Here is a 25,049-nt window from a genome sequence, read left to right on the forward strand (position 1 = left end):
CTATTATGTATGGAGGCATAAGTGATTTGCGTCCCATGAGGGACTTCATATATATCTATAACCCAATATGACGCTCCTTTTGATACGCGTTTCGCTTTGGCCCGGCATTGCCGGGTTTTTTATGCCATGACTACTGGAAACCAAAAAGGGAAGGGGGAGCATATGCCCGGAATTGTATGGCTGATTATCGGCGCAATCGTCGGCATAGCTCTCGGCTTCGTCATCACCCGCTACGTAATCAACGCCTCGACGAAGAAAGCTGCTCAAGAGGCCGACGACATGATTGCTGACGCAAAACGACAAGCCGAGACGATGCGCAAAGAGGCGGTCCTCGAAGCAAAGGACCAGGCTCTCAAACTCAAGCAGGAAGCCGAAGCAGAGAACAAGGAGCGCATGAAAGAGGTGCGCGCCGCTGAGAACCGCGTCTCCCAGCGCGAAGAATCGCTCGATCGCCGCGTTGAGTCGCTCGACGCAAGGGAGCATCAAATTTCCTCGTTGCAGGGCCAGATTGAACGCCGCGAGCGTGATGTCGCTCAAGTCGAGCAAGAAGCCTCGCAGCGCCTTGAGCGCATCGCGGGCATGACGCCCGAGGAAGCCAAGAACGAACTGCTCACCTCGCTGAAGGATGAGGTTGCTCACGAATCTGCCGCGATCATCCGCGATGCGGAAGCACAGGCGAAAGCCGAGGCAGACAAGAAGTCCCGCATGATCTTGAGCCTCGCCATCCAGCGCGTGGCTGCCGACCATTCGGCCGAGAACACGGTGTCGACGATCCATATCCCGTCCGACGACCTCAAAGGCCGCATCATCGGACGAGAGGGCCGCAATATCCGCTCGTTCGAGCAGCTCACCGGCACGAACCTCATCATCGACGACACTCCCGAGTGCGTCACCATCTCATGCTTCGACCCCGTTCGCCGTGAAATCGGTCGCGTCACGATGGAGAACCTCATCGCTGACGGCCGCATCCACCCGGCGCGCATTGAGGAGATGTTCGGCAAAGCCGAGCAGTACGTTAACCAGCGCGTTCGCGAAGCGGGCGAGCAAGCGGCTTTCGACACGGGGATCCACGACCTGCATCCCGAGCTCGTAAGAACCTTAGGCCGCCTTCGCTACCGCACCTCGTACGGTCAAAACGTGCTCAACCACTCGCTTGAGGTTGCATATCTTTCCGGCGTCATGGCCTCCGAACTTGGGCTCGACCCGATTCCTGCCAAGCGAGCTGGCTTGCTGCACGACCTAGGCAAGGCGGTTGACCACGAAGTCGAGGGCAGCCATGCCGTCATCGGCGCAGACCTTGCACGCCGCTTCGGAGAGCGCCCCGAAATCGTCCATGCGATCGAAGCGCACCACAACGACGTCGAGCCGAACAGCGTCCTCGACGTACTCGTGCAGGCCGCCGACGCCGTTTCCGCTGCGCGTCCTGGTGCACGTAAAGAAACCCTCGACGCATACGTCAAGCGTCTTGAGAAGCTCGAGGAAATCGCCAACTCCTACAAGGGCGTCGAGCGCACCTACGCTATCCAGGCCGGCCGCGAAGTCCGCGTCATGGTCGAGCCCGAAGTCGTCGACGAGGCTCAGACCGTCGTCTTGGCTCACGATATCGCTCACCGCATTGAGAGCGAGATGCAGTATCCGGGCCAGGTCAAGGTCGTTGTCATCCGTGAAAGTCGAGCCATCGGGATCGCAAAATAATACATGGGCGCATCGAATCTCGAACAATTCGTTGATTCCATCTGTGACGAAAGCCATCTCCGAATCGAAGACGATTTAGGGGATGGCTTCGTTCGTCTTCGCACGTCCGAAGCGGAGCGGCGTCAAGCTGCCCACGACATCCGATCGACCGAGGACATCGTTATCGAGCTGCTTCGCAACGCACGAGACGCCCATGCCCGCACCATTTTCCTTGCGGTAGGACGCGACGGGAATACTCGCAAGCTCACGATGCTCGACGACGGAGACGGCATTCCACTCGCCTTGCATGAGAAGATCTTCGAACCGCGCGTCACTTCCAAGCTCGACACTGTCCACATAGACAAATGGGGAGTCCACGGCAGGGGAATGGCTCTCTACTCGATCAAAGTGAACTCGACGCAGGCAAAGGTTCTCGCATCGGACAAGGATTTCGGTAGCGCGATTTACGTCGAAACCGACCTCACCAAACTTCCCGAACGTGCCGATCAATCGACCTTCCCTACGTTCGAAGTAACGGAAGCGGGAACCTACTCGATGCGAGGGCCGAAAAACATCGTCCGCACCGCAACGGAATTCGCCCTCGAATCAAGGAAGGCATGCACGGTTTATTGGGGTTCGGCGACTGAAATCGCCGCCACGCTCTACGAGTTCGGGGCGACGACCACCTCTCCTGCCCTTCGAGCCTTCTGCAAAGATCCGCTCGAGCTGCCAGTATGCAAACGCCTCTGCACTGCATCCGATCCGGCAAGCTTCGCTGAAATCGCAGAAGAATTGGGGCTCTCGCTTTCAGAACGATCGGCGCGCCGAATCTTAAATGAGGAGATCAAGCCCATCATTTCATTGGCTGAACTCGTAAGGACTCAGGCGATTCCCGCAAAGGAAAAGGCACACGAAACCTCGAAAGCGGCAAGTCAGAAAGCCGTCGATCGCGACGGCAGGTCGCTTCGTCTCTGCAATGAGGACAAGGCAATGCTCGCGGATTCCTGCAAGGATGCCTTCCTCGATATCGCCAATCGGTATTATCTTGATCCGCTCGGCGCACCTGAAGTGAAGGTCGGCCCCCAAAAGATCGAGATCACCCTGCGCTTCGATAAGCTGAGATAGCCGTTTGCGCAGGTTGCCACGCTGATGAGTAATTGCTATCATTTCTCTCAGTGACATAAATACCACCACTGAAACACACTACGAAACGACAAGGAAATGCTCGTGACAACCCCATCGGAATCGCAGCCGTCAATCGGCTGCTTAAAAGTGTCGTCGAAATCCTCTCCTGCATCTGTCGCTGGAGCGATCGCTGGCATGATCAAGGATGGACTTCACGTCGAGATTCAAGCGGTAGGGGCCGGCGCCGTGAACCAAGCAGTCAAAGCCATCGCTATCTCGCGTGGCTTCCTCTCTCCCGTGGGCGTCGAAATCGTATGCGCCCCATCCTTTGCCGACATCGTCATCGATGGCGAATACCGAACCGCCATCCGTTTCACCGTTGAACCGCGCGGCGCCGTGATACCTTCCATCGCCGCTGAACAGAAAACCGCCAACCCTACGGAGCGCTGATACCGCATGCATTCACCCATCAATGGGCTTACGTTCTGCATCCACACCTTCGGATGCCAAATGAATAAACACGATTCCGAGCGCATAGCAGGCATGCTCGAGGCGCTCGGAGCACTCATGGTAGAAACCGTTGAGGAATCCGATATCGTCGTCTTCATGACCTGCTGCGTCCGAGAAGCAGCCGACACACGCCTCTATGGCCAGGTTGCCTCCATGAAGAACATTCCACTTCGAGCAGAATCTCCTCTGTCGAAGCGCGTCATCGCTGTCGGCGGCTGCATCGGACAGCGCGACGGGGAGAAGCTCACTGAAGCCCTTCCTCATCTCGATGTCGTGTTCGGCACGCACAACCTTGGGTCGCTTCCGAGATTGCTCGAGGCGGCGATTGAGGGACAGGGGAAGCAGGTCGAAGTGCTCGCCGCCTCATCCGAATTCCCGACAGAGCTCCCGACAAGCCGCGAGCATTCCTGGGCGGCATGGCTGCCCATCACCATCGGGTGCAACAATTTCTGCTCCTACTGCATCGTTCCCTATGTCCGCGGTCGCGAGAAATCGCGCTCTATTGAGGATATCGTCGCCGAGGCCGAGCGCTATGTCGCTTCCGGCGTGAAAGAAATTACGCTGCTCGGGCAGAACGTGAACTCCTACGGCCGTGATCTTTATGGAAAACCCCGTTTCGCCGACATCCTCGATGCCGTCGACCAAACGGGAATCGAGCGGCTTCGCTTCGCAACGAGCCATCCGAAGGACCTCACCGACGAGGTTATCGAGAAGTTCGGTTCGTTGCGATCGCTCATGCCTGCGCTCCACCTTCCCGTGCAGTCGGGCTCCAACGCTATTCTCGCGGCAATGAACAGGCGCTATTCGCGCGACCATTACCTACGCCTTATCAGCAAGATTCGCGACGTGCAACCCGATATCGCCCTGTCGACCGACATCATCGTCGGCTTCCCAGGTGAAACAGCGAAAGATTTCGAAGACACGTATCGCCTCGTGGAAGAGGTCGGCTACCATCAGGTTTTTACCTTCATCTATTCGAAGCGTGAAGGTACCCCTGCGGCTCAGATCGAAGACCCCACACCGCGCGAGGTTATCCAGGAGCGATTCGATCGCCTCGTCGATCTTGTGCAAAAGCGCGCATTCGAGCTCAACCAACCGGATGTCGGAAGCGTTGTCCCTATCCTTGTGGAGGGATCCTCGAAACGCGATGAGCGAATGATTGCCGGCAAAAGCCCCAAGAACCAAACCGTCCACGCGCTCGCCCCGCAGGGTGTGACGCCGAGCGAACTGGCCGGCACGTTCGTGAACGTCAAGATCGACGACGCCAAGACATGGTACCTTTCGGGCCACGTGCTGGGCGCGAACGAGCGTCTCTAAGCGCTATGATCGACGAAACGGGGAAGACGGCCATCAGCCTTCCACTTATGCGCCCTGTTATCTGCGTTGTTGGTCCGACGGCATCAGGAAAGACCGACGTTGCGCAGCTGCTTGCGCAAAATCTCAGTGGGGAAGTGGTAAGCGCCGATTCCATGCAGATTTACCGCGGCATGGACATTGGCACTGGCAAACTTCCCGAAGAGAAACGGCTTGTTCCCCATTTCGGGTTCGACCTCGTGAACCCGGGGGAGCCATATTCGGCAGCCGTGTATCAACAGTATGCAAGAGAATGCTTCTCCGATATCGACAAACGTGGAAAGAGAGCGCTGCTTGTCGGGGGAACGGGACTCTACGTCCGCGCGGCAATCGACGCCTATGACTTCCCGAAAGGGGAGCAGGTCGACAACCCCGTACGCGAAAAGTGGACCTCATACTACAAGGACAACGGGGCCGATAAGCTTTGGGAGCGGCTACGCGAGCGCGATCCCGAAAGCGCGTCCGTTATCCACCCAAACAATGTAAGACGCGTGATCAGGGCATTCGAGCTTCTCGAAGAGGGCACAACGTATGCGATTCAAAAGAAGAATCTCGCGTCGATTCCGCAAGCTGTTCCTGCCAAGTTCATCGGGCTCGCCGTCGATCCAGAAATACTCAACAAGCGAATCGAGCGGCGTGTGGACAGCATGATCGAATGCGGGCTCGTCTGCGAGGTTGAACGATTGCTCGACGAAGGCTTTCGCAAGGGCATCACGGCACCTCAGGCTATTGGATACAAGGAAATCGTATCCGCGCTTGACGGGGATATCTCGCTCGACGCGGCCATCGAGCAGATCAAGACTGCAACACGGCGATATGCAAAACGACAGCGAACATGGTTCCGCAAAGATTCGCGAATTGCATGGATTGACGCGGATTCCGGAAACGCTGAAGCAATCGCAACACAAGCGCAACACTCACTTGATACAATGGGCGCCTAAGCTAACAGAAAGAGGACATGCACCTATGGAGCTTTCATTCACCAAACTCAACGGAGCCGGCAACGACTTTGTCTTTGTGGACGATTTTTCAAGCGAGATCGAGCTGACAACGTCCCAGGTTTCCTGGCTTTGCGATCGGCATTTCGGCATTGGCGCCGATGGCGTCATTCTTGTGCGCCCCTCCGTGCGACCGGAGTGCGCCGCCTATATGCACTACATCAACTCAGACGGAACGCTTGCCCAAATGTGCGGCAATGGCGTGCGCTGCTTCGCGAAGTTCCTCGTCGACCGTGGATACGTGCAGGCGAGCGACGGCTCGTTTGTCGCTGATACGCTCGCAGGACCGAAGCCGATCAGCTTCACTGTCGACGATGAGGACAAGATGCTCCAAGCAACGGTCGATATGGGCCATCCGATCCTCGAGCCGAGCGAGGTTCCCGTTAACGCCAAGGCGAACGCAACGTCTCCTGCGGGCGCGGCCTATGCTCGCGAAATTGAAATCGACTCACCCTGGGGGCCGTTCGCTTTCACCTGCGTCTCAATGGGCAACCCCCATGCGATCACCTTCATCAACGACTTCAACACACTGCCGAAAGACCTGTTCATTTCCGAGGAAAGGTCCCTTGAGACGCTCGACCTTGAGAAAATCGGGGCGTTCTACGAGTCGAACCCCGTATTCCCCGAGAAGGCCAATATCGAGTTTGCCCACATCGGAGAGGCGGGAATCGAGATGCGCGTGTACGAGCGCGGCTGCGGCGAAACCCTTGCGTGCGGCACGGGTGCGTGCGCGACCTGCGTCGCTGCTGCGCTGACCGAGCGCACCGGGCGCGAAAACGACCTCATCCTCCGCGGTGGCGTGCTCCATATCCTTTGGACCGAGGACGACCATGTCATGATGACGGGACCTGCCGCCGAAGCGTTCGAGGGAACGGTAGTCCTATAAGCATGGAGCAGTTCGCCTCGGTGCTCACCAAGGGAGCGCAAACGACATTCGAGGAACAGAGGGAACGAGCAATCCTCGTTGGGGTTGATCGCCCGAACCAAAAGTGGTCTCTTGACTCTTCGCTCGCCGAGCTTGAACGCCTCGCCGACACTGCGGGCGCTGACACCGTCGCCAAGACGACGCAGAAACTCGAATCGCCCAATCCTCGAACGTTCGTCGGAACAGGCAAGGCGGAAGAGATTGCCCAGCTTGCTCGCTCGTATTCGGCGGACCTGGTCATATTCGACGATGAGCTCACCCCGTCGCAGCAATCAAACCTCGAAAAGACCGTCGATAAGAGCGTCAAGATCATCGATCGTACGGCGCTCATCCTCGACATCTTCGCACTCCACGCCTCGTCGAAAGAGGGCAGGTTGCAGGTGCGCCTTGCGCAGAACCAATATCTCTACCCCCGCCTTCGCGGCATGTGGGCGCATCTCGCCTCGAATCGCATGGGTGGCGGCGTCGGATCGCGCTTCGGCGAAGGCGAAAGCCAGCTCGAGGTCGACCGAAGGATGGTACGCAAGCGAATCACCTCCATCAAGCGCGAGCTCGCCCACTTAGCCGATGTACGATCGCTGCAGCGCGAGGAACGATATTCAAGCGGCATGTTCCGCGTTGCTCTGGCCGGATATACCAATGCAGGTAAATCAAGCTTGATCAACCGTCTGTGTGACGCCGACGTCCTCAGCTATGACAAGCTCTTTGCAACCCTCGACTCTACGACAAGAAAGTTCGAGCTACCCGAAGGGCGCGAAATAACCGTGACCGACACCGTTGGGTTCATTCAAAAACTGCCGACGACCTTGGTTGAGGCATTCAAGTCGACACTCGATGAGATCACGGGAGCGCATTTGATTCTGCACGTGATTGACGCTTCTTCAAGTGAACGAGAAGGCCAACGCGATGCCGTCGACGAGACGCTCGAGCAAATCGGCGCTCAATCGATTCCCCGAATCGAGGTATTCAACAAGTGCGACCTGCTAAGCGACGAAGACATTAGCGCTCTCAAGTCCCGTTATCCGCAGGCGATTGCGATATCCGCTGCAACAGGAGAGGGGGTTGAGGAGCTCGTCAAACGAATCGCGCAAGCCGCTTCAGCTGCCGATACGCATATGAGCGTCCTCATTCCCTATGCAAAAGGGGCTCTTGTTGCGAAGGCTCACGAGCGCTGCCATATCGTGAGCGAAACCCACGAAGAACAGGGGACTGCGATCACAATGTTCGTCCCCCAAAGCTATGTCAGCGCCTTTCAGCCCTACCTTACAAACGACGGAACACCGCAACAACCTTGCCCGCAATAGAGCAATTTGTAGTGATGATCGGATCCATAGAGGAGTTCTCCGGCTGAAGCCGAATATGGTCCTTCTCCTTGTAGAAGCGCTTCACGGTTGCCCCATCGTCGATGATGGCGACAACGATATCGCCGTTATTAGCAACTGGCTGCTCCTTAACGACCACATAATCGCCGTCGTTGATGCCTGCCTCGATCATTGATTCGCCGCGCACGGACAAGAGAAACGAGGGGGCATCGCCGACAATGTCGGTCGGAAGGGAAATCGTATCGGTGATATTCTCTTCAGCAAGAATCGGCACGCCCGCAGCGACATCGCCCACAAGCGGCACGTTCACGATTTTACTGAAGCTCGGCTGAACAACATCTGGCACAGAGCTCGCCTGCACCGATGAGCCCTCAAGAGGGTAGGTAAGCGAGATCGATCGAGATTTTAAGGGGTCTCGCTTGATAAGACCCTTTTCTTCAAGAGCCTTCAGGTGGACATGGACGGTGGAAGGGGAGGAAAGCCCCAGGGCATGGCATACCTCGCGAACCGTCGGCCCGTAGCCCTTTTCCCGAATGCAATCCTCAATGCAATCGAGAACAGCTTGTTGACGCTTCGTCACTTTGGCGGCCATAGTGCGTCCTTTCAATTAATCGAACAAATGTTTGAAATAATTATTGACGTGAACCTTTGTTCGATTTATTATAAACGCGAACAAAGGTTCTACGCAAGGGCAAGGAGGCACAAAGATGGGAAATTTCGAAATGAGGTACCCCGTACACGGATCAGCCGCGCTGAAGCCCAGTTCAGCAGAGAAATCGCAATCTGCGACCATCATCGAGTTCCCAGCTATTGCGCAAAACGAGTTCGATTGGGAGTCTCTCGAACAGAACAGCGCAGCGGCACAGCCTTCGGATTTCTCTCAGCTCAAAGCGCTCTTCACCACGCCGCTCGATGATCGGCAGATGGTGCGAAGCCTCAAGGAGGGAACCTTGCGCGGCGTCTCTCGCAGCGATATGAAGCCGTCACACGCAATCGCATGCGGTGTCGCAATGACAATCGCTTCGTTTATCCTGTTCTTCCTGTAAACAACCTGTTGATGGTGTCCGCATCTTCAATTGTGCGGACATCCTGATCAAACCCGTAACAGACAATCCATACGGTATGATACCTTTAACAGAAGTAAAGTTTAAAGGAGCATGCGCATGCGTTGTCCCTCCTGCGGCTACCTTGAATCAAAAGTCGTAGACTCACGCCCATCCGAAGACGGAACATCAATTAGAAGGCGCCGAGAGTGCCTGAAATGCCAACGCCGATTCACCACATACGAGCGCTTGGGCGATAACCCGCTCGTCATCGTTAAAGTCGACGGATCATCCGAAGCCTACGATCGTAACAAGCTGTTCAGGGGCCTGCTTATCGCATGCGCCAAGCGGCCGATTTCGAAAGAGCAGGTCGACGATTTGATCGACAGCATCGAAACCGAGCTTCGCAATACCTCGCGAACCGAAATCAGATCGAAAGAGCTTGGTGAAATGGCGTTGAAGCGCCTTGCAAAGCTCGACGATGTCGCCTATGTCAGGTTCGCGAGCGTATACAAAGACTTTCAAAACATTGAAGAATTCGCTGAAGCACTTGAGGAGTTGCGATAAGTCATGCCAGAACAGTTACTCGTTCCTATAAAACAGCTTGATGAGACCTTGGAGGTTCCCCGTTATGCGTACGAGGGCGATGCAGGCGTAGACCTGCGCGCAGCCGAAGATTTTTCGCTCAAGCCGTTCGAACGAAAGCTCGTCCCAACAGGAATCGCAATCGCACTGCCGAGAGGCTATGCAGGCTTCGTTATGCCGAGGAGCGGGCTTGCTGTGAAGCATGGGATATCTATCGTCAACACGCCGGGACTTATCGACAGCGACTACCGAGGCGAGCTGAAGGTCACCTTGATCAACCTCGACCCAAATGAATCATTCCAGGCGCAAAAAGGCGACCGCATTGCTCAGCTCGTTATCATGAAGGTAGAGAACGCAAACTTCGGATGCAGAGCCTCATTGGACGAAACCGAGCGCGGAGATTCCGGATTCGGAAGCAGCGGCATTCAAAGCTAGCTATTTCCACGGTATAGTTGCCCAAAGAAACCCAGATCGGGCCTTAGAACGGCTCTAAGAGCTTCGCCCATGAAACCCTAGGTCAACAGCTTGATATTTTTACGAGACAAAGGATAGCAGTGCAGAATAGCGAAGAAAAAGAGCGGAAACTCGCCTCAACGAGGAAACTGATTACATTCGCCAACATCGCTGGACCTGTCTCGCTCATTATAGGCGGAGTCTTGCTGAGCACGGCAGGACTTATATGCTCGTTGATCGCGCGTTCGAGAATCAACACCATGCTGAAAGAGCAACCGCAAGATCAGATATTTTCGCAAAAGGTCATGCAGGCGGCAAAACCAGGCGCCATTGCACTGATTATCTGCACGATAGCGCTTGTTCTTAATGTCATTTCGCTGGCGCTTGTGATGCCAGCCGTGCTCGAAGCCTCACAGACAGGTAATCTGACGACGCTTTTCGGGGGCGGTGCGGTAAACACCGCAGGAACAGCTACGTCCACCTGGGGCTAAAGAAACGACAGCGTTTCGGCTAACCAGACCACGCTTCAATCAAAAGCCCATTCAAGGGTTTGCCAATTCACTATACATCGCTTTCCTATTATACATAAACACTTGATAATAGACGTTATGTAAACTAATTACAAATGAAGATAACGTGTGTACTTTGGGTTAATTCCAATCTCAAATGCACGTATTTGCGCAGGTGACGTGGAGTAATGCAGTTAGTGTTGGAATCGCTGCCTTTTCGTGCTGCTTTCATCATGCGTTTAGTATTGGAATCGATGCATGGCATTTCTCGCTTGTGTGCGGGATATGAAGACGCGCATGCCCAGATAGACCCCTCATTTTGCGATTCCGAGACTAAACGCACGCCGTGAGCGCGGGGCCGTTGCTCGTTTTTGCCTCGGTATGCGGTTTTCGATGGCATTCGGGCCGTTTTCTCTTCGGGTTTCCTGCTCTTCCGTTTCTTAAAGCTCGATCAGACCCGGCCTCATCATGACTTCTTCGACGGGCACGAGCCCTATGCCCAGGCCGTCCAGAAGCTCGGCCGGCACGACCTGGGAGGCCAGCTGCAGCGGCGACGCGCCGCCGAACTGCGGACGCCCGTACGAGTTCACGTGCGAGCACACCACCGACAGCTTCGCCGGGGTCAACTTGGCAAACGACGAGCCCTTGGGGATTACCTTGCGCAGCTCGACGTGGTTCTTCTCGCAGCTGCCTTTCTGGCCCGACTTCATCGGATCGCAGTAGTACACGCGGCAGCGCGAGCCCCTCGACGTGCAGCTTTTCTCGATGGCGCCGTAGTCCAAGAACTCCGACCCCCTGTCGGTGAGAACGACGCCGAACAGCCTCTTGAATTCCCCGAGGCCGATCAGCCTCTCGACCATGTCGAGCACCTTGCCTACCTCTTCCTGGTTGCGTTTCGGCAGGAACAGCATGAGCTGGAACCTGAATCGCCTGGACAGCAGTGTTAGGATTGCCTGGGCCTCGCCGCGCCTTCCTACCACGCAATCCATTTCGACGGCGTCCATCTTTTCGTCATCCGGAAGGGCCTCGAAGTCCTTGTATGCGCGCCCCTCCAGGTCATGCCTGGGAATCGGGGTCTCGTCGGCGCGTCTCCTCCTTGGCTTGAAGCGCACTTTCTTTGGCAAGTCCAGCCCGATGATGTCGCCGAACACCCCCATCTCGACGTAGCGGTAGAACGTGCTCAGGGACACGGGCAGCTCGCCGGCGCGGGTGGCCCAAATGACCTCGGGGCTCTGCCCCTTCTTGATGAGCGGCCCGACGATCGACCGCATCGCCTCGAGCTCCTCGGGCGTGACGTCGATGCCTTCCCTCGACTCGACTTTCCGCTTTTGCGCGAGCTCGTGGGCCATCCTGCCGTCGTAAAACCGGTATTCGTAGCCGCACCCCATCCCATAGCGCCTGTGGCAGCCGTTGCACGCGAACGGCGGCTTCGCGAGCCACGGGCACTGGTCCGGGAGGAAATCCGGGCAGACCTTGTTGCACATCGACGTCCGGCACGTCGGGCACGGCATCAGGCAGCCCTTGCCGCACACGTCCCTCTTCGAGCACGCCTCTCGCCTCAGGCATATGTTGCGCGTCTCGACGGACAGGAAGCTCGGGCTCGACGACATCCCGTTGCGCTTTATCTCGCGGGCCACGGTCGACGGCGCGACGCCCAGCCCCCTGGCGATTTCCGGCAGCGGCCGGCAGTCCTTGAGCTGCTGCTCGATCGCCATGCGGTCCCCCTGGGTGAGCTGCCCGTTCTTGCTTCTCGGCATTCTCTCCACCTCCCCTCGCCCGAATGCCGCTGGAACGATGGTATCCGATGGGATTCGGGAGGCGAACCGCTTCTTTCCGAGACTAAATGCACAGAACGTGCATTTCAGATAAGAATTAAGGCGTGTGTACTTTGGGTTGATTGAATTCTTCTAAGTAAACGTTTGTGCAGTTCAAAGGCTCGTTTACTTGCACTCTTTCAAAAACCAGGTCGCGGATTCGAATCGTTTGCCTCCAGTCTTTCATTTCGATTTGCCGGCTCCGCGATATGTGCAGACGCGACCAAAGCGGCGCAATGCCAGGTCAGACCCTATATTGGTCCTATGAAAGAGTGCAGGTAAATTGCCCGAAACGCAGCTCCGATTCTCAACAACTTAGCGACGTTTCCCCTAAATCGCCGCACCACGACTTGCGGTAAGTGTATCCTATGACACTCAAACAGACCAGACGGACTCCCATTCTTTTGGCAAGGTCTTTCATTACGTAAACTCTCCGAATCGCAAGCCACACATTCAAGAAGGCAACCCCCTTCCTTTTCGAGTTCGGATGAAAAGGAAGGGGGCAATCGCTGCGCTTGAAGCTGGGCTTACTCTAGGATTTCCCACTCGAAGGCACGCGCGAAGACTATGGCTGCGCTTTCTCAGCGGGCACGAGGGGGCAAACCGACACGGCCAGGACTGCAGCGAGCAGCGGCATTAAGGCCTTCTCGGCGGGCTTGGAAGCGCTCATATTCGCTCTTTATAACGAAAAGCCGATAGCGTCGAGCACGTATTTCGGAACCATGAAGCGAACCGTCTTCTCGGGATCGACCATCTGGCAGACACGCACGTCGGCCACAAGCGAAAGCAGCATGACCAGGTCAGCTTCCGACTCGTTGGTACGCGATGCAAGCAAATCGACCATTTGCTGAACCGCGAGTTCGGCAGCCTTATCGAGCGATTCGGCGGAAACGATGATGCCGAAATGCGTTTCGTTCTCGATCAGAGGGTTCGGGACCGAAAGCTCGGGCAACGCGGTCAGCGTCACCGTCGCATAACCGGCAACTTCCGCACCCGACACGCTCACCTCGCCATCGCCCATGACAGCATGCATGTCGCCGCACCCGAACAGCGCGCCATCGACGGCAACGGGAAAATACAGCGTCGCACCTGCGGCAATGGCGGTGTTGTCCATGTTGCCGCCATGCTTGCCCGGCGTTCCGCAGTTGACCGGCTCGCCTTCGGGGGCAACACCGATGACGCCGATCATCGGAGCAAGAGGGATGTTCAGGCGCTCGTCCCACACGACCTTGCCGTCCTCAACCTTGCAAAAATGCGTCGCCCAGTCACTGAAGCGGTCGCCGCAAACACCCTCGTCTTTTCCGGTGCAAGAACTTGTCTGCGCATCGAGCTCGATATTGTCGATATGGACCTTCAGCGTGCCGCCCGCAACAGCGCCTTCGACATAAATCGGGCCCGTGGCGGGGTTGATCGCCTCCCAGTCAATTTCGCTCAGTTGATCTTCGGGACCTTGTAGCTGGTTGCCGAAGCAGTCCTTCGTGCGGATGCGCACCGTCTCGCCCGATGGCACTTTCAGCACCGGCTCCAAATCCTTGTCGAACGAAAACAGTGTCTTGGCATCATCGAGTTCAATCATGAGAAAACTCCCTTTCAAACGTTGCCGTTATTCTCATTGATAATCTGGCTCAAGCGCCGCTGTGTAGCGCTCGTAAAGCTCCGGTACCGCCTTTTTAATGCTTACCGGCTTGAAATCATCGCGCCGAATAAGACAATGCTCGCTCATTCCTGTCGCAAACGGCTTCGCCTCGTCAAGATCAATCTCTTCCCCATCGAAGACTTTGTAGCGAAACTGCACCTTCGTCGGTTTGAGTGCGGTGACGGCAAGCTGCACAACGACCTTGTCCCCGTATCGAACGGACTCGCCGTAGTCGCATTCGACATGGAGAACGGGAGAGATAAGTCCCCGCGCTTCCAAGTCCGCATAGGGAAATCCTAACTCAGCAAGATATTTCTCACGAGCATCCTCAAAGTAGAGGATGTAGTTGGCATGATAGACGACTCCCATCATATCGGTTTCGCCGTAGCGAACGGATATGGGCACATTCAGACGCATAACGAGCACACCTTCTAAAAAACGGTAGAATACCTTTTAGTATGGTAGCGCATTGCGGCGCGTCGAGATATCAAGAAGGGCAAAACGAGACAATGACCGAATCAGCTTCAAACAAAGACCAGCGACCTTACGAGAGATTCACGTTGAAGATGGCTGTCGAGCTCGCCGCACCGCACACATGGCCCGCATCCATTCTGCCCGTGCTCGTAGCCACAAGCTGCGCGGTCGTGCACTCCCCCGTCCTCGACATCCTTATGGTGTGTGCGCTGCTCGCCATCTGCATCCTCATGCAGGCTTCGGTCAACACCTTCAACGACTACTACGACTTCGTCAAAGGCGCGGACAGCGAAGAGGATAACGTCGACGTGACCGACGCTGTGCTCGTGTACAACCATATCAACCCCGCGTCGGCGCTTCGCCTGGCAGTTGGGCTGCTTGTCGCCGCCTTTGCGATCGGCGTCTACGTCATCTATTGCGCTGGATGGATCCCGCTTGTACTTGGAATCATCGGCGCGGTGATCGTCATCGCCTATTCCGCTGGCAAAACGCCTATCTCCTACCTTCCCATCGGAGAAGTGGTAAGCGGGTTCGTCATGGGCGGGCTCATTCCACTCGCGTGCTACCAAGCCCTCACGGGAGAGCTCAATTTCGTCGTGCTTGTCTGGTCAATCCCAACGATCATCGGGATCGGGCTCATCATGATGACAAACAACACCTGCGACATCGAGAAAGATATCGAAGTGAGCCGCCGCACACTGCCGACGCTGCTCGGCCGGCCGCACGCTCGAAAGCTCTACCATGCACTCGTCTTCTGCTGGCTCGTTGCGATTGCGGTCATTATCGCAGTCTTCTTCACGCGCGGAACAATCGTCTTGGTGTTCGCGCTGTTAGCTTCCTATCCTTTGTTGAAGGCGCTCTTAAGCAACCCCCTCGCTCCCCAGGCGCGCATTGGAGCCATGGCGCAGATCTGCAGCGTGAACATCGCACTTGGATCGTTCTATGCTGCCGCAATACTCGCGAGCAGCGCCATCGCCTTCGTCGCCTAAGGGAAGGGACCGCCACCAGCACCAACACCTCTACCCTATTGAGGGCGATACGCGCGAGCAATCGCATTCACGCCACATAAAATGCCCTGCACCCCGAAGGCTGGCATCGGAATGCAGGGCATGTATCGCTTTTGCGAACAACCACGTGGGAAGGCGTTACTTCGTCACGAGAACGGGTATTTCCGACTCGCGAAGGACCGCCGTCGAAACGCTGCCCAACATCGAGCGGACAGCACCCAAGCCGCGGCTTCCCATGACGATGAGCCCGCAGCGTTCAGACTTCGCGATTGAGATGATCAGCTCGTGCGGCTTGCCGAAGGCAACGCGCAGCGTCGTGACACCCTCATGGCCGGCGATTCTCTCACCAATATTCTTCTTCAAATTGGAAAGCGCTTCCTCTTCGTCACCGATAGAGGTGAGAAGAACGCCTGCGGCACGCGCAGCCGCGTTGAACGCCGGATCGCCCGTCTTCGCCAAGTCGGTGACCGTGACAACGACCACACCATCGGCCAAACCATGGTCGACGAGCTCATAAGCGTCAGCGAGCGCGCGGTTCGAAGCGTCGGAGCAATCGTAACCTACGAGAATCTTTGAGTATCCCATGATGAAACCTCTCTTTCAAACGACGACGAAAACGCCGCCTATCCCCTAGTCGGACAGGTTATCAAATCCAGGCTATCTGGATTCTACCATGAAGATTCTTAAGCGAGAAGCAAGAAAGGAGCTGCTCGGGAGTTGCCGGTTCAGTCGTAGGAGCAAGGCCGGCAATCCCCGCGATATGCCCGATGATCGCCTCCGGCGAACCGAATCTCACAAGCAAGGCATCAAGCGATGCGTCGTGATCGCGCTTTGAGAGGCGACGGTCGCGTTCGGCGACGAGGAGTGGAATGTGGCCGTAGATGGGATGCGGCAGGCTGAGCAGGTTCTGAAGGTAGATTTGCTGCGGCGTCGAACAGAGCAAGTCGACGCCTCTCACCACGCTGTTCACCCCCTGTGCGGCATCGTCGACGACGACGGCGAGCTGATAGGCAAAGGCCTGGTCGGAGCGACGAACAAGGAAATCGCCGCAATCGCGCTCGAGGTCCTGGGAATAGTCGCCCTGTATTGAATCATGAAACGAAATGACCTCTTCAGGCGTTCGCAACCGCATGGCAGGCCTGCGTCCCGATGCCTCCTTTGCCGCACGTTCCTCGGCGGACAGCAAACGGCACGTTCCCGGATAGACAAGTTTCTCCCCGCGATGAGGGGCAGAGGCGGCATGCAAATCTGCACGCGTGCAGTAGCAGGGGTAGATAAGGCCCCTCTCCTTGAGAGAATCGAAGGCAGCAGCATAAGCCTCATCTCTATCGTGTTGGAAGAAAGGGCCGCGATCCCATGTCAAGCCAAGCATCTCGAAGTCGCGCTGCACTGCGTCGATATACTTCGGCTTCGAGCGGTCGCGGTCCAAATCCTCGATGCGCAAAACGATATCGCCACCCTGGGACTTCGCGACGAGCCACGCCGTAAGCGCAGCGTAGATATTGCCCGCATGCATGCGCCCCGTGGGCGAAGGGGCAAAACGCCCGACCACCTTCTCGCTCACCGCATAACCCCTTTCGCTCCCTCATGATGTAACAACCAGAACAGAACCCGAGCCCCGCGCAAGGCAGAGCCCCAAAACAACGATGCCGACGACAAACGCCGCCGGCATCGAGTAAAGATTGAAAACGCTACTTGCGCAGGTCCCTCACGTGCTTCGTCTTACCGACCGAGCGCTCGATGCCGCCCGGCTCGACAAGCTTCACCTTCACGCCAACAAGCAGCGTGCCCTTGAGCTTTTCGGCGACCATCTGGCGGAAGTTGTCCATTACTTCGAAAGAGTCGCTAAACGCCTCGGGCTTGAGCTCCACATTGACCGTCATACGGTCAAGGCCGGTCTCATTGTCGACCACGATAAGGTAATGAGGGGTGACGCCCTCGATGCCCGCGAGCACATCCTCGACCTGGCTCGGGAACACATTCGTGCCGCGGATGATAAGCATGTCGTCGCAGCGGGAGCGGACCTTCTGCATGCGCGCGTGAGTGCGTCCGCAGCTGCACTTCTCGGTGACAACACGCGTCAGGTCGTGCGTGCGATAGCGAAGAACGGGAATGCCCTCTTTGTCGAGCGGCGTCAAAACGAGCTCGCCCATCTCCCCTTCAGGCACTGGCTCTCCCGTTGCCGGATCGACGATCTCCCACAGGAAATGATCCTCGGCGATGTGCTGCATGTCGCGCTCGGCGAGGCACTCGCCCGAGACGCCCGGGCCCATCACCTCAGTCAATCCGTAGTTGTCGGTGCATACGATATGCATGCGGCTCTCGATTTCCGCCTTGAGTGCAGGCGGGCAAGGTTCGCCGCCAAAAAGCCCGACGCGCAACGTCGACTTCGCCCAATCGTAGCCCATCTTTTCCCCCACCTCGCAAATATGGAGCGCGTAGGTGGGCGTCGCGATGATAACAGTCGTACCGTAGTCCTCGATCATCTGGATATGACGCTCGGTGTTGCCCGAGCCCGCCGGAATCATCGTGCAGCCAAGCTTCATGCAGCCGTAGTGAAGACCGAAACCGCCAGTGAACATACCATAGCCGAACGCCATCTGCACGCGATCGCCCGGAACGACGCCTGCCATACTGGCAAGACGCGCGATGCAATCGCTCCAAACGGCCATGTCATGCTTGGTGTAGCCGACGACAATCGGCTTGCCCGTCGTTCCCGAGGACGAGTGCATCTCGACGATCTTGTCGAGCGGCTGGGCGAAAAGCCCATAGGGGAACGTCTCGCGCAGCGCGTTCTTATCAGTGAAGGGAAGCTTGCGAACATCTTCAAGCGTCTTGATGTCCTCGGGCCTCACGCCCATCTCGTTCATCTTGTCGCGATACCACGCCACGTTCTCGTAGGTGTAGGCAACCTGCGCGATCAGCTTCTCAAGCTGGATTGCGCGGATGCGCTCGCGGCTCGAGGTCTCCATGGCGCGGTCGAACATGGGAAGCACGTCGAAATTCCCCGCAGCAGCAGCCTTGAGGGCGGCACCTTTCACGGAGGGATCGAATATCTCTTCAGCGGTACTGTTCACCATCATCACAACTTTCTTAAGCGGTTACGCAACGAGATGCGCAAGATCATCCTGGCCCAGGAGCTCAACGGGCTCGCTTTCGAGCATCCTCTCGGCGGCAGCGACGTCGTTCACCGAGAGGACGATATACGTGCTGATGAGCGAATAGCTATACGTTACATTGATGTGACAGTCGGCGATGATTCCCATGACGCGTGCGAGCTCGCCAGGCGTGTCCTCCAAACGCAGCACGAGCACCTCGGACTTCGCGCAGGCAGCGTTCTGATCACGTAGCACCGCAAGCGCCGCATCGGGGTTGTCGACGATGAAGCGAACGATGCCGTAGTCACCGGTATCGGAAGCGCTGTAGCCGCGAACGTTGACGCCCGCCTCGACGAAGGAATCGAGCACGCGGACAAGATGGCCGGGCTCGCTTTCGATGAAGACGCTGATCTGGGAAACGCTCATAAGAACACTCCTTCTCGCTTATTCCGCGGAAAACGAGGCACCCAGTTTGAACGCCTCGAGGTTGACATCGAGATACTTCTCGGGAACGCGGGCAGCGATAACCCGATTCCATACATCCGTCGGGAAGCCGAGAGCGCGTGAGAGCGCACCGAGCAGCACGACGTTGGCCGCCTTCGTGGTACCCGCCTTGCGGGCAAGCTCGGTTGCGGGAATGAGCATCGCACCCGCATCGCGCAACCGTTCGCGTGCATGCTCAGGCATGGAGGCGCGACCCGTTGCGACGGGAAGGGGCTTGATCGACTCGTCGTTCACAAAGAGGCTGCCGCCTTCCTTCACGTAGGGAAGGTTGCGAAGCGCCTCGGTCGTTTCGAACGACACGACGCAGTCCGCCGAGCCCAGATCGGCAATCATGGACTGGACCTTATCACCGAATCGCACGACAGTGGTCACCGCGCCGCCGCGCTGGGCCATACCATGGATCTCGGAAACCTTCACGTCAAGCCCGCTCTCCTCGGCAGCACGGGCAAGCAAATCGGCAGCGAGAATCGTGCCTTGGCCGCCAACGCCGCAAAGAAGAACCGTTTTCGTGTTCGAACTCATCGGGCCCCCTCCTAATCCTGAACGATGAAGCCGCGTGCGCAGTACTGCGCGCACTGCCCGCAGCCGATGCACATGTCGCGATCGATAAGCGCCTGGCCGGTCGACTCGTCCTTGGAAATCGCAGGACAGCCGAGGGTGATGCACACGCCGCATGCCGTGCACTGGGAAGAAACCTCGAATGCAGGCTCGCGATGGCGCTCGAGCAGAACGCACGGAGCCCTGAAGACGATCACAGAAAGCGTATCGGTGGCGGAAGTTGCCTCTTTCAAGGCGCGGCGGACGGCCCTCGCGTCGTGAGGATCAACCGTGCGCACGTCCTCAATGCCGAGCGCCTTCAAGACGCCTTCCATATCGAGCTCGCGCGAGGGGCGGTGCTGGAGTGTCTCGCCGTTGAACGGATTGCCTTGGCGGCCGGTCATTGCGGTCGTGCGGTTGTCGAGAATGCAGACGGTGCCTGCACCCTTGTTGTAAACCATCGAGATGAGCGACGAAAGGCCGGAATGCGCGAACGTGGAATCGCCGATCACGGCAACAACGGGACGATGCTCGCGCCCTGCGAGCGCAAGCTCGAAACCGTGAGCCATCGACACGGAAGCGCCCATGTCCACACAGGTGTCCATTGCGGAAAGCGGCGGCAGAGCTCCTAGGGTGTAGCACCCGATATCGCCAGTCACGATAGCCTTGCAGCGCGAGAGTTCCTTAAAGACGAGGCGATGAGGGCAGCCGGGGCAAAGCGCGGGCGGACGGCCGGGAACGTCTTTCTGAGCGGGCGCATGGGCGGGCTTGGGATAGCCGAACGCGGCGCGGATCAAGCCTACCGACAGCTCACCGTCGCGAGGCAAGGGCGCAGGGAAAGTGGCGACGTCGATTCCGAGGGCCGACACAGCGTCGGTTAGGTACCTCGATGCCTCTTCGACAACGTAGAGCGCATCGACGCTCTCGGCAAACGAGCGCAACGCCTTTTTGGGAAGCGGCCATGTGCATCCAAGTTTGAACACGGACGCATCGGGCAGACCCTCCAGCACATGCTGGGAAACCGCGCCGGCGCACACGACGCCAGCCTTGTCCCCGCGCCTAACGACCTGGTTGTACGAGCAGGTCTCGGCCCATGCAGAAAGCGCCTCGATGCGCTCGAGTTGCACCTTGCGGCGCGGCTTCGCGAACGCGGGCATCATGACCCACTTTGCAGGGTTGCTCTCATAGGGAGCGGGCTCGATCTCTTTTCGGGGCCCGACCTCGACCGGCGTCTTCGTGTGCGAAACGCGCACCGAAGAGCGGATGAAGAAGGGCACGTCGAATCGTTCGGAAAGCTCGAACGCGTCGCGCGTGAAAGCGAGCGCCTCAGCGGAGTCGGCGGGATCGAGCATGGGGATATGGGCAGCGCAGGCATAGTAGTGGGAGTCCTGCTCGTTTTGCGAGGAGTACATGCCCGGATCGTCGGCAGCAAGCACGACGAAGCCTCCGCCAACGCCGGTATATGCAGCCGTGAACAGCGGGTCCGCCGCGACGTTCACGCCGACGTGCTTCATGGTCGAAAGAACGCGGGCGCCACCGGCAGATGCGCCGATGCCCACCTCAACGGCAACCTTCTCGTTCACGCACCACTCGGCATAGACGCCATCCTTCTTCGCAAACGCCTCGAGCGTCTCAGTCGAAGGGGTGCCCGGGTACGCGACGCCAATACGGGCGCCGGCTTCCCAAGCCCCCTGAGCAATCGCCTCATTTCCGCTTAACAATTCCATGTAAAACCCTCTCGTAAATCTCGCCTTATGCGTCGATGCGCCTATTCCTCCCGATAAACGAGGCAGAAGGCTCCGATTTGCACCACGTCGCCCTCATGAAGCTCGCGCGCCTCGACATTGTCGTTGTTCACCCACACCCCGTTGAAGGAGCTGTCGTCGGTGATCGTGTAACCATCGCCTGTCGGCTCAACGACCGCGTGGCTGCGCGAAACTGTCATATCGTTTAAGAAGATATCGCACTGTGGATTGCGCCCGACGCTCATCGGCGCATTGCCCAGCCTGTAGACCATTCCGATCTGAGGGCCCTTAACAACTCGCAGCACGAACTGGTGTTGCGGATGGTCTGCCGCAGGCACGTCCCCTCCCTCAATGGGAAACGGCTTGAAGCTCTGCGTTGCGCCAAGCAACTTGAATCCGCAGGTCGGACACGCAGAAGCATCTGGGTTAAGAGTTGCACCGCATACGGGGCACGTTTCAGTCATAATGCTCGTCCTTCTTTCGTCTTGCATATGAAAGTGTAGCGAATCAGTACTTGGCCTTCGTCTTGTCGTTGATGAGCGGGGTGTCGTTCAAGTCAACGGACGTTGCAACGGTCTGGCTCCCGGTGAAATGAGACAGAAGCCTGCCCACCCAAATACCGGCAGCTTCGAGAGGATTCGGCGCCGCAACGTCCTCGCACGCGATAAGGTCGACCGTGGCAATCGTCTCGTTGTGCTGCTTGAAGACAGCGCTACCAACTTTGTCGCCCTCATGCACATTCCCGCTCACGTTGTCGAAACTCATTGTACAGCTCACGTTGCCTTTGAGCGAGAACACGTCGAGCGAGCCGTCTGGTTCGGAGAAGGTCGCTTTGATCGTCTTATCCGTCCAATCGCCATGCGCGACCTCGGCAACGACGGGAACTTCCTTGGTGGAAGAACCCCAGGACATCGTAGCCGTTTCGCTCGCATGGGCATACGGGTAGTTCACGCTATTGGCGTAAACCCAGTCGAAAAGCGTCTTCGCGTCCGTGAAGCGCTGCTGCTCGCTTGACGAGTTGAGCACGATTGCATACAAGTCGAGCCCGTCGCGGTTGCAGGCACCCGCAAAACATTCTCCGGCGAGCGAGGTGAATCCTGTCTTTATGCCGCAAGCACCCTCGTAGACGCCGATAAGCTCATCGGTCGATTCCAGCTCGAGCGGAGTTGCGACTCCCCCGCGCGTGACCGTGATCGTCGCCTTGTCCTTCGAGACGATATCGCGGAACGTCTGGCTTTTCATCGCGTAGGCGGACATCGTTGCCACATCGCGGGCCGTACTGTGCATATCACCCGCGTATTGGTTGAAATCGAGCCCATGGGGATTTGCGAACAGCGTGTTTGCGCACCCGAGATCTGCCGCCTTGGCGTTCATCGCGGCAACGAATGCCGCCCGCGCTCCGCCCGCGCCGCCGAGCTTCGCGCCCACGGTATCCGCGATGGCGATAGCCGCGTCGTTGCCCGACGAGGTGAGAAGCGCCTTGATGGCGTCCTCCATCGAAAGCACGTCGCCCTCCTTGAGCGATGCCGAGGACTCGCCGATGGAGGCTGCCTCAGCGCTCACCGTCACCTGATCGGTGAGCTGGGAGTTCTCCAAGGCAACGATCGCCGTCATAATCTTGGTTACCGAAGCGATATGCGTCTGTGTGTCCGGGTTGCGCTCGAAATACACCGTACCGTTGCCGTCGACGACATAAGCGTACGTCGCATCGATGCTTGGGCACTGCGAGACGGCAAGCCCGCGCGACTCGACAGTCTCGCCAGCGACGACATCGGTTTTCGCGACGCCGGCGAAAGCGGTGGCGGGCACGAGAGCGAACGAGAGCGAGACTGCGAGTGCACAGGCGCAAAGCGCGGAAAGCGCCCGCACCCCGAAGGGGGCACGGGCGCTACGCGCGATATGACGAGAGCTAGCAATCAAGCTGGTAAACCTCTTCCGGGGATACAGTTGCGAAGCCAGCCTCTTCGAGCTTGGCCTCGATGCCTTCCGCTTCACCAATTTTCAGTATGTCGATCGCCATTTCGGGATTGACGGAGAAGCAGTATCCGTACTCGATGTTGACGGACTGCTGGTCCAAAAACTCAAGCAGAGTCGCAAGCCCGCCCTTCACGTTGGGGACGCGGACGGCAAGGACCGGTGTGACCATCGCGCGATAGCCGGCCGCGCGAAGCGCCTCGGCAGCGGCATGAGGGGTATCAGCGAGGACGCGGGCGACACCGAAATCGGCTGTATCGGCGAGATTTAAGGCATGCAGGTTCACGCCCGCATCGCTCAGCACGCGGCATGCAGAAGCGAGGCGACCCTTGTCGTTCTCCAGGAAAACAGTCAGCTGAGAAATCATTAGTGCTTCCCTTCTCTCAAGTCGATGACACGCTTGGCTTTGCCTTCGCTGCGCTCGATAGACTTCGGCTCGACGATTTTGATGTCAACCTTGATCTGCAGGTTGCTCTTAAGCTCGGCGCCAAGACGCGCCTTCAAGTCCTCGAGCTTGCGAATCTCGTCAATCGGGAACTCGGGCACCGTCTCGACGTTCAGCGTGACCTTGTCGAGCGGTCCATTATCGGTGAGCACAATTTGATAGTGCGCCGTGATCTCGTCGAAGCCGGTGATGATTTGCTCGATCTGCTGCGGGAACACGTTCACACCGCGGATAATCATCATATCATCAGAGCGGCCGATGATGCGGTCGATCTTGCGATGGGTGCGCCCGCATGCGCACTCCTCGTTGATGATGCGGGTGATGTCGCGCGTGCGATAACGCACAAGCGGGCAGCACCCGCGCGTAAGCGTGGTGAACACGAGCTCGCCATACGTGCCGTCAGGCACCGGCTGGAGCGTCTCAGGGTCAATGATCTCGGCGAAGAAATGGTCTTCTGCCAGATGCAAGCCATGGGACTCGGAACATTCCATCGCGACGCCCGGACCCATGACCTCGGACAGGCCGTACACATCGCAGTAGCGGATGCCGAGCTTGTCGCGGATTTCCTGTCGCATATTCTCGGAGGCAGGCTCGGCGCCGAAGATGCCGGCGGAGAGTTTGAAATCCTTTGCAGGATCATAGCCCATGCTGATAGCCGTATCGGCCAAATAAAGCGCGTAGGAAGGCGTGCAGCACAGGATGTCGGTGCCGAGATCGACCATCATCTGGATCTGGCGCTTCGTGTTGCCCGAAGAGGTCGGGATGACCGAGCAGCCAGCGGCTTCAGCGCCATAGTGCGCACCGAGACCACCTGTGAACAGGCCGTAGCCGTAGGACACCTGAACGGTCGAATCGGCGGAGCCGCCAACCATGTAGATGCCGCGGGCGAAGCAGTCGCCCCAGTTCTTGATGTCGTTCGCGGTATGCCCGACGACCGTCGCCTGGCCGGTGGTGCCAGAGGATGCATGGATGCGGGCGACGTCCTTCTTCGGAACGGCGAAAAGGCCGAACGGATAAGCGTCGCGCATGTCCTGCTTGACGACGAACGGGAACTTCGCGATATCCTCGAGGCAGGTCAGGTCATCGGGCGTGACACCGGCTTCGGCGAAGGACTTCTTATAGAAATCGACATTGTCGTACGCGTGACGGATCGACTTCTTCATTCGCTCGAGCTGAAGCTCGCGCAGCTGTTCGCGCGGCATAGTCTCGATTTCTTCTTGAAAAAACACCTCAAGTCCTTCCTTATCTTACCCGGCGCATGAGCGCCCTTGCCCACGCCACCCAAGCCATCGCACACTCAAATTAGACCCGATAGCTA

Annotated in this window: 26 protein-coding genes; 12 read left to right on the plus strand and 14 right to left on the minus strand. The window is 57.7% G+C overall.

Going from position 1 to position 25,049, the window contains the following annotated elements:
• Positions 1-162: 162 nt before the first annotated feature.
• From rny to hflX, 7 genes are all read left to right on the plus strand, one after another.
• Positions 163-1,695: a ribonuclease Y gene (gene rny, locus F8C90_RS00795; protein ID WP_158048540.1), complete on the plus strand. Its 1,533-nt coding sequence runs from the start codon at positions 163-165 to the stop codon at positions 1,693-1,695.
• A 3-nt stretch (positions 1,696-1,698) separates the two neighbouring features.
• Positions 1,699-2,799, plus strand: a complete 1,101-nt coding sequence (locus F8C90_RS00800) for an ATP-binding protein (protein WP_158048541.1) — start codon at positions 1,699-1,701, stop codon at positions 2,797-2,799.
• A 102-nt stretch (positions 2,800-2,901) separates the two neighbouring features.
• Positions 2,902-3,249: a stage V sporulation protein S gene (locus tag F8C90_RS00805; RefSeq protein WP_276996631.1), complete on the plus strand. Its 348-nt coding sequence runs from the start codon at positions 2,902-2,904 to the stop codon at positions 3,247-3,249.
• Between the two features lie 6 nt (positions 3,250-3,255).
• Positions 3,256-4,626, plus strand: a complete 1,371-nt coding sequence (gene miaB, locus F8C90_RS00810; protein ID WP_158048543.1) for a tRNA (N6-isopentenyl adenosine(37)-C2)-methylthiotransferase MiaB — start codon at positions 3,256-3,258, stop codon at positions 4,624-4,626.
• Between the two features lie 5 nt (positions 4,627-4,631).
• The gene (gene miaA, locus F8C90_RS00815) at positions 4,632-5,603 is read left to right on the plus strand and encodes a tRNA (adenosine(37)-N6)-dimethylallyltransferase MiaA (protein WP_158048544.1); all 972 of its coding nucleotides are present in this window, start codon (positions 4,632-4,634) and stop codon (positions 5,601-5,603) included.
• A gap of 25 nt (positions 5,604-5,628) precedes the next feature.
• Positions 5,629-6,546, plus strand: a complete 918-nt coding sequence (gene dapF, locus F8C90_RS00820) for a diaminopimelate epimerase (RefSeq protein ID WP_170264478.1) — start codon at positions 5,629-5,631, stop codon at positions 6,544-6,546.
• 2 nt (positions 6,547-6,548) lie between these two features.
• On the plus strand, positions 6,549-7,889 hold the full coding sequence (gene hflX, locus F8C90_RS00825) for a GTPase HflX (protein ID WP_158048546.1): 1,341 nt from the start codon (positions 6,549-6,551) through the stop codon (positions 7,887-7,889).
• Here hflX and lexA read toward each other — a convergent pair.
• On the minus strand, positions 7,849-8,499 hold the full coding sequence (lexA, locus tag F8C90_RS00830) for a transcriptional repressor LexA (RefSeq protein WP_158048547.1): 651 nt from the start codon (positions 8,497-8,499) through the stop codon (positions 7,849-7,851). The two genes, hflX and lexA, sit on opposite strands and share 41 nt — an antisense overlap.
• A gap of 115 nt (positions 8,500-8,614) precedes the next feature.
• Here lexA and F8C90_RS00835 point away from each other — a divergent pair, with 115 nt between their 5' ends.
• The 4 genes from F8C90_RS00835 (at position 8,615) to F8C90_RS00850 (ending at position 10,479) form a co-directional block, all read left to right on the plus strand.
• On the plus strand, positions 8,615-8,953 hold the full coding sequence (locus tag F8C90_RS00835) for a hypothetical protein (protein WP_158048548.1): 339 nt from the start codon (positions 8,615-8,617) through the stop codon (positions 8,951-8,953).
• 117 nt (positions 8,954-9,070) lie between these two features.
• Complete coding sequence (gene nrdR, locus F8C90_RS00840; RefSeq protein WP_158048549.1) at positions 9,071-9,517, plus strand: transcriptional regulator NrdR; 447 nt, start codon at positions 9,071-9,073, stop codon at positions 9,515-9,517.
• Between the two features lie 3 nt (positions 9,518-9,520).
• On the plus strand, positions 9,521-9,970 hold the full coding sequence (gene dut / locus F8C90_RS00845; protein ID WP_158048550.1) for a dUTP diphosphatase: 450 nt from the start codon (positions 9,521-9,523) through the stop codon (positions 9,968-9,970).
• Positions 9,971-10,089: 119 nt separating this feature from the next.
• A complete protein-coding gene (locus F8C90_RS00850) occupies positions 10,090-10,479 on the plus strand; it encodes a hypothetical protein (protein ID WP_158048551.1) in 390 nt (129 codons plus the stop codon).
• A gap of 458 nt (positions 10,480-10,937) precedes the next feature.
• Here F8C90_RS00850 and F8C90_RS00855 read toward each other — a convergent pair whose 3' ends face one another.
• The 3 genes from F8C90_RS00855 to F8C90_RS00865 form a co-directional block, all read right to left on the minus strand.
• Positions 10,938-12,254 carry an IS30 family transposase gene (locus F8C90_RS00855; RefSeq protein ID WP_158048552.1) on the minus strand — a complete coding sequence of 439 codons (1,317 nt, stop codon included), beginning with the start codon at positions 12,252-12,254 and terminating at the stop codon, positions 10,938-10,940.
• 736 nt (positions 12,255-12,990) lie between these two features.
• A complete protein-coding gene (locus tag F8C90_RS00860) occupies positions 12,991-13,887 on the minus strand; it encodes an acetamidase/formamidase family protein (protein WP_158048553.1) in 897 nt (298 codons plus the stop codon).
• A 33-nt stretch (positions 13,888-13,920) separates the two neighbouring features.
• Positions 13,921-14,364 (minus strand): acyl-CoA thioesterase, encoded by a 444-nt coding sequence (locus tag F8C90_RS00865; RefSeq protein WP_158048554.1) that lies wholly within the window; start codon positions 14,362-14,364, stop codon positions 13,921-13,923.
• 92 nt (positions 14,365-14,456) lie between these two features.
• Between F8C90_RS00865 and F8C90_RS00870 the strand changes: the two genes are divergently transcribed.
• The gene (locus F8C90_RS00870; protein WP_246155716.1) at positions 14,457-15,410 is read left to right on the plus strand and encodes a prenyltransferase; all 954 of its coding nucleotides are present in this window, start codon (positions 14,457-14,459) and stop codon (positions 15,408-15,410) included.
• A 156-nt stretch (positions 15,411-15,566) separates the two neighbouring features.
• Here the strand turns inward: F8C90_RS00870 and F8C90_RS00875 are convergent, their stop codons facing one another.
• The 10 genes from F8C90_RS00875 to F8C90_RS00920 form a co-directional block, all read right to left on the minus strand.
• Positions 15,567-16,013 (minus strand): universal stress protein, encoded by a 447-nt coding sequence (locus F8C90_RS00875; protein ID WP_158048555.1) that lies wholly within the window; start codon positions 16,011-16,013, stop codon positions 15,567-15,569.
• A gap of 61 nt (positions 16,014-16,074) precedes the next feature.
• Positions 16,075-16,992 carry a tRNA glutamyl-Q(34) synthetase GluQRS gene (gene gluQRS, locus F8C90_RS00880; RefSeq protein WP_246155717.1) on the minus strand — a complete coding sequence of 306 codons (918 nt, stop codon included), beginning with the start codon at positions 16,990-16,992 and terminating at the stop codon, positions 16,075-16,077.
• A 127-nt stretch (positions 16,993-17,119) separates the two neighbouring features.
• Complete coding sequence (locus F8C90_RS00885) at positions 17,120-18,511, minus strand: phenylacetate--CoA ligase family protein (protein WP_246155718.1); 1,392 nt, start codon at positions 18,509-18,511, stop codon at positions 17,120-17,122.
• An 18-nt stretch (positions 18,512-18,529) separates the two neighbouring features.
• Entirely contained in the window at positions 18,530-18,952 is a 423-nt protein-coding gene (locus F8C90_RS00890) for an amino acid-binding protein (RefSeq protein ID WP_158048556.1), read from the minus strand.
• A gap of 18 nt (positions 18,953-18,970) precedes the next feature.
• The gene (locus F8C90_RS00895; protein ID WP_158048557.1) at positions 18,971-19,552 is read right to left on the minus strand and encodes an indolepyruvate oxidoreductase subunit beta; all 582 of its coding nucleotides are present in this window, start codon (positions 19,550-19,552) and stop codon (positions 18,971-18,973) included.
• 11 nt (positions 19,553-19,563) lie between these two features.
• Positions 19,564-21,294, minus strand: coding sequence for a thiamine pyrophosphate-dependent enzyme (locus F8C90_RS00900; RefSeq protein WP_158048558.1), 1,731 nt, complete (start codon positions 21,292-21,294; stop codon positions 19,564-19,566).
• Between the two features lie 41 nt (positions 21,295-21,335).
• The gene (locus tag F8C90_RS00905) at positions 21,336-21,776 is read right to left on the minus strand and encodes an FHA domain-containing protein (RefSeq protein WP_158048559.1); all 441 of its coding nucleotides are present in this window, start codon (positions 21,774-21,776) and stop codon (positions 21,336-21,338) included.
• Positions 21,777-21,819: 43 nt separating this feature from the next.
• A complete protein-coding gene (locus F8C90_RS00910; RefSeq protein WP_246155719.1) occupies positions 21,820-23,232 on the minus strand; it encodes a D-alanyl-D-alanine carboxypeptidase family protein in 1,413 nt (470 codons plus the stop codon).
• The gene (locus F8C90_RS00915) at positions 23,222-23,653 is read right to left on the minus strand and encodes an amino acid-binding protein (RefSeq protein WP_158048560.1); all 432 of its coding nucleotides are present in this window, start codon (positions 23,651-23,653) and stop codon (positions 23,222-23,224) included. The genes F8C90_RS00910 and F8C90_RS00915 overlap by 11 nt, the downstream gene beginning before the upstream one ends.
• Complete coding sequence (locus tag F8C90_RS00920) at positions 23,653-24,933, minus strand: phenylacetate--CoA ligase family protein (protein ID WP_425481722.1); 1,281 nt, start codon at positions 24,931-24,933, stop codon at positions 23,653-23,655. The genes F8C90_RS00915 and F8C90_RS00920 overlap by 1 nt, the downstream gene beginning before the upstream one ends.
• Positions 24,934-25,049 lie beyond the last annotated feature (116 nt).

Source organism: Ellagibacter isourolithinifaciens (genome assembly GCF_008831035.1).
Taxonomy (GTDB): domain Bacteria; phylum Actinomycetota; class Coriobacteriia; order Coriobacteriales; family Eggerthellaceae; genus Ellagibacter; species Ellagibacter isourolithinifaciens.

Bases quoted from the DNA above. Each gene is read 5' to 3' on its own strand.
- rny (WP_158048540.1), top strand. From the start codon at position 163: ATGCCCGGAATTGTATGGCTGATTATCGGCGCAATCGTCGGCATAGCT.
- F8C90_RS00800 (WP_158048541.1), top strand. From the start codon at position 1,699: ATGGGCGCATCGAATCTCGAACAATTCGTTGATTCCATCTGTGACGAA.
- miaB (WP_158048543.1), top strand. From the start codon at position 3,256: ATGCATTCACCCATCAATGGGCTTACGTTCTGCATCCACACCTTCGGA.
- miaA (WP_158048544.1), top strand. From the start codon at position 4,632: ATGATCGACGAAACGGGGAAGACGGCCATCAGCCTTCCACTTATGCGC.
- dapF (WP_170264478.1), top strand. From the start codon at position 5,629: ATGGAGCTTTCATTCACCAAACTCAACGGAGCCGGCAACGACTTTGTC.
- hflX (WP_158048546.1), top strand. From the start codon at position 6,549: ATGGAGCAGTTCGCCTCGGTGCTCACCAAGGGAGCGCAAACGACATTC.
- lexA (WP_158048547.1), bottom strand. From the start codon at position 8,499: ATGGCCGCCAAAGTGACGAAGCGTCAACAAGCTGTTCTCGATTGCATT.
- F8C90_RS00835 (WP_158048548.1), top strand. From the start codon at position 8,615: ATGGGAAATTTCGAAATGAGGTACCCCGTACACGGATCAGCCGCGCTG.
- nrdR (WP_158048549.1), top strand. From the start codon at position 9,071: ATGCGTTGTCCCTCCTGCGGCTACCTTGAATCAAAAGTCGTAGACTCA.
- dut (WP_158048550.1), top strand. From the start codon at position 9,521: ATGCCAGAACAGTTACTCGTTCCTATAAAACAGCTTGATGAGACCTTG.
- F8C90_RS00855 (WP_158048552.1), bottom strand. From the start codon at position 12,254: ATGCCGAGAAGCAAGAACGGGCAGCTCACCCAGGGGGACCGCATGGCG.
- F8C90_RS00860 (WP_158048553.1), bottom strand. From the start codon at position 13,887: ATGATTGAACTCGATGATGCCAAGACACTGTTTTCGTTCGACAAGGAT.
- F8C90_RS00865 (WP_158048554.1), bottom strand. From the start codon at position 14,364: ATGCGTCTGAATGTGCCCATATCCGTTCGCTACGGCGAAACCGATATG.
- F8C90_RS00870 (WP_246155716.1), top strand. From the start codon at position 14,457: ATGACCGAATCAGCTTCAAACAAAGACCAGCGACCTTACGAGAGATTC.
- F8C90_RS00875 (WP_158048555.1), bottom strand. From the start codon at position 16,013: ATGGGATACTCAAAGATTCTCGTAGGTTACGATTGCTCCGACGCTTCG.
- F8C90_RS00885 (WP_246155718.1), bottom strand. From the start codon at position 18,511: ATGATGGTGAACAGTACCGCTGAAGAGATATTCGATCCCTCCGTGAAA.
- F8C90_RS00890 (WP_158048556.1), bottom strand. From the start codon at position 18,952: ATGAGCGTTTCCCAGATCAGCGTCTTCATCGAAAGCGAGCCCGGCCAT.
- F8C90_RS00895 (WP_158048557.1), bottom strand. From the start codon at position 19,552: ATGAGTTCGAACACGAAAACGGTTCTTCTTTGCGGCGTTGGCGGCCAA.
- F8C90_RS00900 (WP_158048558.1), bottom strand. From the start codon at position 21,294: ATGGAATTGTTAAGCGGAAATGAGGCGATTGCTCAGGGGGCTTGGGAA.
- F8C90_RS00905 (WP_158048559.1), bottom strand. From the start codon at position 21,776: ATGACTGAAACGTGCCCCGTATGCGGTGCAACTCTTAACCCAGATGCT.
- F8C90_RS00915 (WP_158048560.1), bottom strand. From the start codon at position 23,653: ATGATTTCTCAGCTGACTGTTTTCCTGGAGAACGACAAGGGTCGCCTC.
- F8C90_RS00920 (WP_425481722.1), bottom strand. From the start codon at position 24,933: ATGCCGCGCGAACAGCTGCGCGAGCTTCAGCTCGAGCGAATGAAGAAG.